The organism is Paenibacillus endophyticus (assembly GCF_014192395.1).
GTDB lineage: Bacteria > Bacillota > Bacilli > Paenibacillales > Paenibacillaceae > Pristimantibacillus > Pristimantibacillus endophyticus.
Genome location: NZ_JACHXW010000021.1, coordinates 120,905 through 128,148 on the forward strand (window position 1 = coordinate 120,905; position 7,244 = coordinate 128,148).

The window sequence follows — 7,244 nt, forward strand, 5'->3', positions numbered from 1 at the left end:
TAAAATCGAAAGCGGTTACACTATTATGCCGAAGGGGGATTAAAAGGATGAATCGGAACAAGAAAAAATGGAAATGGCTGTCCGGATTCATAGTACACGTGATGGTGATCACGATGCTTTTGCCTGCATTAACGATTACGGTACAAGCGGCGGAGGGCGGTGGCAACGCCGCTGCTTACTACGTAGCGCCAAATGGCAGCGACAGTAACCCGGGCACTTTGCAAGCGCCTTGGAAAACGATTGAGAAGGCTCGTAATACCTTAAGAACATTAAATGATAGTATGACGGAAGATATCGTTGTCTATTTGCGCGGAGGTTCCTACTACTTGGACGAGACCATCTCGTTTACCGAGGACGATTCTGGCCAGAACGGACATGTTATCAGCTATGAAGCTTATCCCGGCGAGAAGCCGGTCTTAAGCGGCGGAGATCCTGTCTCGGGCTGGGTGAAGGATACCTCTAATCCTAACCTGTACAAAGCGCCATTGATCAGAGACGAGAAGCTTAGAGCTCTATACGTTAATGGCGAACGGTCGTACATGACGAGCAAGTCGCTGTCTTCGCCAGGCTCATACGGAACTTATACGGTTACGGCGGGGCAGGCTGACTGGGCGTGGCAAGGCGGCAGCGTGGCAGCCGGAACTAAGTTCACGGCTTCGCAGCTTCCGATTACGACGCGAAATCATTCCGATATTGAGTTGGTTACCCAAATGACTTGGAATAAAGTCATCGTCGGGGTTGATGAAATTATCGACATCGGAGGCGGTCAGGTAGCTGCAATGCTGCAGCAACCATACGGCGCGCTGGCACAACGGATTAACTGGTCGCCATACCGTCCGAATGGCACGCAGGAGGTATACAACGTATTTGAATGGCTAACGCAACCAGGTCAGTTTTACTTCGACCGGTCGGCTCAAACGCTTTATTATTATCCTCGGGCCGGCGAGAACATGGCTACGGCGGAAGTAATAGCGCCTTCTCTTGAGACATTGGTGGATCTGCAAGGTACGCCGAAAACAGGACAAATTAGCAATATTACTTTTAAAGGCATTTCATTTGCCCATACCGACTTTAATTTATACGAACTGGAAGGTTCAATAGGACTAGCTACCGTTCAAGCAGCCACTATTGTAATCGCTTTCGCTGACCCGAACTGGCATAACGACGTTTATCGGAATTATGATTTGTTTCCGGCAGCCGTTCGCATCGACGCGGCAAGAAATATTAAAATCCTAGACGGGGAGATTAAGCTAACCGGATCCGTTGGGGTGTCGATCGAAAACGATGTCGAGCAAATCGAAGTTTCGGGCAATTCGATCTATGAGACTGGCGGTGCCGGCATCGTCATTGGTCATCCCCAGCATGTGTATGAGAACGATTGGAACGATACTGCCTATCAACGGGCTGGAAAAGCTCCCGCTTCCAAAGAAAAATATAAAAACGGTACGGAGTCGGTACCGAAGGATATTTATATCCGTAATAACTTCATGTACAACGACGGTAGCCTATTCCCTGGCCATGCACCGATTACGTCGTTCTACACACAAAGAATGTATGTGGAGAACAACTTTATTTATGGCGCGGCATACAGCGGCATGAGCATCGGCTGGGGCTGGTGGAACTTCGATGGCTCTTCAGGCGCCATCTTCCCTGGAAAACCCAATACGACGTCAAAGGCAAACTACATTAATAAAAACAGAGTTGAGGAAATTGGGCGCATCTTGCATGACTGCGGCGCCATCTATACGCTCGGCCAGCAAGGAAACAGCGACTGGACACAATCTTCTGAAATTTCCGAAAATTATTTGAATGTTTCGCGAATTAAAAATACGCCTGACGGATCGAGATGGATTAACGGTATTCACCCCGATGAAGGGAGTGCATACATCGAGATGGAGCGCAATGTAATTACGAATACGCTGCGATCGGTGTATGAAATTCAGGAGTTTGGGCGGAAACATGACCTGACAGTTCGGGATGGATTCTCCAATACTTCGGCGATGTTATGCTGCGCGCCGAACACGACGGTCACGAACCAGTTCGTGGACGAGAACTATATATGGCCGCTTAAAGGTTATGAAGTCGTCATGAATGCAGGACTCGAAGACGAGTACAAGCACTTGGTAGGGCGAAATATTTGGAAGGACACAGAGAGAGTATTCCCATCCAATCTGCGCGTGGCGGGGGCACAAGACATTCCCGTAAAAGGCCTGCTTGGCAGCAACGACATTCTCTGGTTTGCCCCGGAGGGAACAAGTGTATTTGTTGAATCGGATCTGATCACAAGCGCTGCCGGGGACGCAGAGCTTATGCCAACACCAGAAGAACCGGGCGAATACAAGATGTACATCGAATACTCGGACGGCTCCGTGTCGGAACCGTCCGAGTTCAGCCTCTTTATCGGAAGCGACGTTGCGAACGTAAGGGAAGGGGAGAAGTATCAGGTTTCGGAGAAGAACCCTCTCCTTTTGCAGTTGAACAACAATTACAATTATACGCTGAACGGATCAGCTATTTCTCAAAATCATAAGATCAGTTCCGAAGGCAGCTATACCTTGATTGCTACAAGCATCGCAGGCATGCCGAACGTAACGATTCAATTCGAAACGTACGTGTCCGACGCGAACAGGCTTCTCCCTAGGGAAACCTATATCGCGCCAGGCGCCGAATTGGAGCTGGCTGTCAATCTGAACGATCCATCCAAATCGATCTGGATCTTGCCGTTTGTGGTTACAGAGATCGTGGAGGGGCCCCAGATGGTGAAGATAAACGGCGACAAGACGAAGATCACGGTGCCGTCCGTTCTGGATAACTACTCCATAGCCGTGCTGGATGCTCAAATGAACGTGCTTAGCCGTTCGGAAGCTACGATTCACGTTACGGACAGCGTACTACCTCCAAGCGAAGGCAGGAAGCTGTGGCTGGATGCTAACGAAGGCGTGACCGCCGATGCCCAGGGACGAGTGTCCTCATGGAACGACCAAAGCGGCAACGGCATGTCCGCGACACAGGCGACTGCCGCCAATCAACCGATTTTAATTGAGGACGCTCTCAATGGAAACAACGCATTGCGATACAATGGAACGGCTGCTCATTTGATCCTTACGCCGCTCGATTTGAATCAAAATAATGGAGCAACGATTATTCTCGTCAGCAAGTCTGGCTCTTCCAGCACGGGAGCGAGCCAATCGGGCGATTCAAATTCGCCGATCTATTTCCATGAAAGCGGTTCGTGGGGCAAGATTTACCTGACGCCGTTCACCGATCGGATCATGGGACGCTATGGCTCGGGACAAAGCAACAACGTCGTCACATATGTCAGACCTTCGGCGAAGACCGGCTACTCCGTTTCCGGATTTATGAAGGACGGTACAAGCGAATATATCTATGTCGATGGCGCACGCGTACAGACATATACAGGCAAGCTGGGAACCATTCAGAACAACTCGACGACGGGCTGGATCGGCATGGCTCAAGCGGGTACGAACAAGTCGTATTTTAACGGCGAAATCGCGGAAATATTAATTTATAACAAAGCTCTCAGCGAAGCGGAAATGAACACGGTGAATCAATACATCAAGGATAAATATTATTCGTATTCCGTACATTTTAATGTCAACGGCGGAAGCGAAATCGTCAACAAGAAGGTGGCGCAAGGCGAATTGCTTGCTGAGCCAGCAGCACCAACAAAAACAGGCAGCACGTTCGCTGGCTGGTACAGTGATATTGAGTTCACAATGCCTTTTGAATTCACAACTCCAATCACGGCAGAATTGACGCTTTACGCGAAGTGGGAAATCAATCCATACAAGGTGTCCTTCGACAGCAGCGGTGGAGCGGATATTGATGCCCAAACAGTAACGTATGGCAGCTATGCGAGCGATCCGGGCGTTTTGGAGAAGGAAGGATATGCATTCGGCGGCTGGTACAGAGATAAAGGGTTAACATTGCCTTTCGCTTTTACCACTCCGATTACGGAAGACACCATGCTTTATGCCAAATGGATCTCGAATCAATACACCGTAGACTTCAACGCTAACGGCGGCTCGGCAACGCCGAATCAGATGGTCTCGCAAGGAGAATTGGCTGCTGCACCAACCGCGCCAAGCAAGCCGGGCCATACATTCGATGGCTGGTATGGAGATAGCGGGCTGACGATTCCTTTCATGTTCACGACTCCAATTACGGGCAATACGACGCTCTATGCGAAGTGGACGATGAACCAATATACGGTAACTTTCAACAGCAACGGCGGTTCAGATGTAGAGGCGCAGACTATTGCCTACGGCGGATTGGTCTCCCAGCCTGATGAGCCTACGAAGCAAGGAAACACCTTTGCAGGTTGGTACAGCGACGCGGGATTGGCCATAGCCTTCTCCTTTGCCGCACCGATCGAAGGTAATGTAAGTGTATATGCAAAATGGACGGCAGATGGATACACGGTTATCGCATTTGACAGCAACGGCGGATCCGCAGTGGATAGCCAAACCGTTGCACACGGTGCAACGGCAGCGGTTCCTTCGCCACCGACGAAGGCAGGGCACACGTTTGACGGTTGGTATACCGACAGCATGCTGTCGGACGTTTACGATTTTACTGCGACTGTTGCAGGCGAATCGATTACGTTGTATGCGAAGTGGGTTGTGGACGGTTATACGGTCGTATCCTTTAACAGTAATGGAGGATCAGAAGTGGCTAGCCAGTCGATTTCGCTTGGCGGCACCGTTGCAGCACCAGGCGCACCATCCAAGACAGGCTACAAATTTGCTGGATGGTACTCTGACAGTGGGTTGACTTCTCTGTATGACTTCTCTACTCCGGTCGAAGGAGACACGATGATCTTGTACGCCAATTGGACACCGGAGAGCAGCGGTCCTTCCTATCCGACGACTCCGATTGAACCTAAGGTGACGTCTTCGACAGGCTCGATTACCGTTCCTGTCGGCAGTGCTGGCGAAGTGAGTCTGGCTGATGCGGCCGTCAAAGTTGTCATTCCTTCCGGCGCAAGCAGCGAAGAGCTAAAGGTAACGATAGAGAAGCTCACTGATACAAGTGAGTGGAATGATTCCCATGAGCTGCTGCTGACTTCAGTTTATGAAATTTTGAAAAACTTCTCGAAAAACTTCAACAAACCTGTAACGCTTACGTTTGTTTTCGATTCATTCCTATGGTCGAATGGAAAAGGACCGAACGTTTATTATTTCGATGAGAAGGAAGACATGTGGGTAAAGATAGACGGCGAAGTGAACGGCAATCGGATTACCGCTCATACCGACCATTTTACGAAATTTGCAGTCTTCGCAAGTGACGAACCAACCTTGCCGAATAAGAATGATCCGTCCGTTGCGTTCAGCGACGTTGCCGGTCATTGGGCGGAGATGTCCATCATGAAGGCTGCGGATCTGAAAATCATCAGCGGTTTCCCGGATGGTTCGTTTAAGCCAGAGCGTCAAGTAACCAGAGCAGAGTTTGCGGTGATGGTGATGAAGGCGCTGAAGCTTGATTTGGAAGGAGCATCGCTTGTCTTCGAGGACAAGGAACAAATCAAAAGCTGGGCAAGAACGTCTGTCGCGCAAGCGGTGGAAGCCGGTATTATTCAAGGCTACACCGATGGAAGCTTCCGTCCGGACGCGGAGATTACACGCTCCGAGATGGCTGTGATAATCGCTAAAGCGATGAAGCTGAAGGTAGACGATGATATTGACACCGCGTTTTCCGACAACGAACTAATCCCGAATTGGGCAAGAGGCGCTGTTGCGGTGCTTAATCAGCTCAACGTAATCAAAGGTATGGATGAAAATATTTTCAATCCAAATGGCAAAACGACTCGCGCGCAAGCTGTGAGCATCGTCGTTGCTATGCTTGAAAACAACGAATAAGATTTAACGGATTATAAGGACGGCAGCGGGATATATGAACTGTGACCCGAATTGTAGACGATTAAAACAAAGAGCCCTAAACTCAACTAGCTAACAGTGGTCAAACCCCCCATATAGCGGACACTGCTGAATAAAGACCCTACCTAACAAGCTGGAGCCGGTACTGAATCGGAGCCAGCTTGTTTAGTTTTCTTTGTGGACGCTTATTATTGTGAAAGTATATATATTCTTTAATTCGGCTATGTGCTTCTTCTACTGATCGAATATCAGAAGAATAGAGCACTTCTGTCTTCAAATGCGAGAAGAAGCTCTCCATTGAAGCATTAGCGTAACCATTGCCTCGCCTGGACATGCTGATTTGGGCGCCAACCATTGGCAGCATGTCGTGGAATCGTAGGACGTGTATCGCTGTGAACGATCAGCCGATTCACGTCCTTTTCCTTTTCAAACGCCTTAGAGAATGTCTGTAGAACAAGTAGTCATTGTGATGAATCGTTTGGTGAGCGACAATTTCGTTCTGACACAAATCTTTAATGTCGGAGAGATACGACCAAACATCACCAATTCGATACTATATGACGTCAGTTACCCATTTTTGTTTGGGTGCTTCCGCTTGTTCATGGGTATTGTTGGAACAGGTGAAATCGGGTCCCGGAAAATTTAAAGTTTATGTAAAGATTATTTTTACTGATAAACGAGTCAAAAAGGGTGCCTGATACGATCAAGATTATTGATCTATCAGGCTTTTTTCGTTTTGGTCTCAAATCTTGCAGTATAATAAAAGATGTAAGTGAAATGAGAAAGGAAGCTTCCCTATATGCAACCAATTAAAGCGATATATCGACAATTTTTAAGCGAACCGATGTGGTTCAAAATAATGATTCTATCCGCTTTGTTTCTATCGATTATATTTAGCAGCTCCTACTTTTTGGACCATGGTTATTATCAAAGCCTTTCCAAATTAGCAGCGGCAATCTTCTTCGGTTTATATGGAATAAAGATGCGGAGAAATAAGAAGGTGTCCAGCGCCTTTTTCATTGTAGCAGCTGTATGCATGTATTTAGCGTGGAGCAGCTTGAGGAGTTAAGGTTTTTAAGCGAATGGATGAAATTTTTTTCGTATAACGAGGCCTTTTGAAATTCCGAATTATGATTAGAAATCTTTGAATATTGGATAACATGATAGAAGTGCAGGCACTGCAAGATATGCTCTCCTTACAGTTGACAGGTGAAATAATAAAACCTGCAACTGTAAGGGGAGCCTTTTCATGTGACGAATTGTCAAGCTAAGTGCGACACCTCGTCCATGAAAGCTTCGTGAGCCGACCTCCACCCTAGACATTTACGGGGCCGGTTGTTAATCAAA

Annotated in this window: 2 protein-coding genes; one reads left to right on the top strand and one right to left on the bottom strand. The window is 48.1% G+C overall.

Annotated elements, in window-relative coordinates:
• Positions 1-47: 47 nt before the first annotated feature.
• Positions 48-5,879 carry an InlB B-repeat-containing protein gene (locus FHS16_RS25630; RefSeq protein ID WP_183569533.1) on the top strand — a complete coding sequence of 1,944 codons (5,832 nt, stop codon included), beginning with the start codon at positions 48-50 and terminating at the stop codon, positions 5,877-5,879.
• 139 nt (positions 5,880-6,018) lie between these two features.
• On the opposite strand, the gene FHS16_RS32715 is transcribed toward FHS16_RS25630, so the two are convergent.
• Complete coding sequence (locus FHS16_RS32715; RefSeq protein WP_183569535.1) at positions 6,019-6,261, bottom strand: IS3 family transposase; 243 nt, start codon at positions 6,259-6,261, stop codon at positions 6,019-6,021.
• Positions 6,262-7,244: the final 983 nt, after the last annotated feature.

Excerpts from the sequence above, each read along its gene's own strand:
- FHS16_RS25630 (WP_183569533.1), top strand. The coding sequence starts at position 48 with ATGAATCGGAACAAGAAAAAATGGAAATGGCTGTCCGGATTCATAGTA.
- FHS16_RS32715 (WP_183569535.1), bottom strand. The coding sequence starts at position 6,261 with ATGCTGCCAATGGTTGGCGCCCAAATCAGCATGTCCAGGCGAGGCAAT.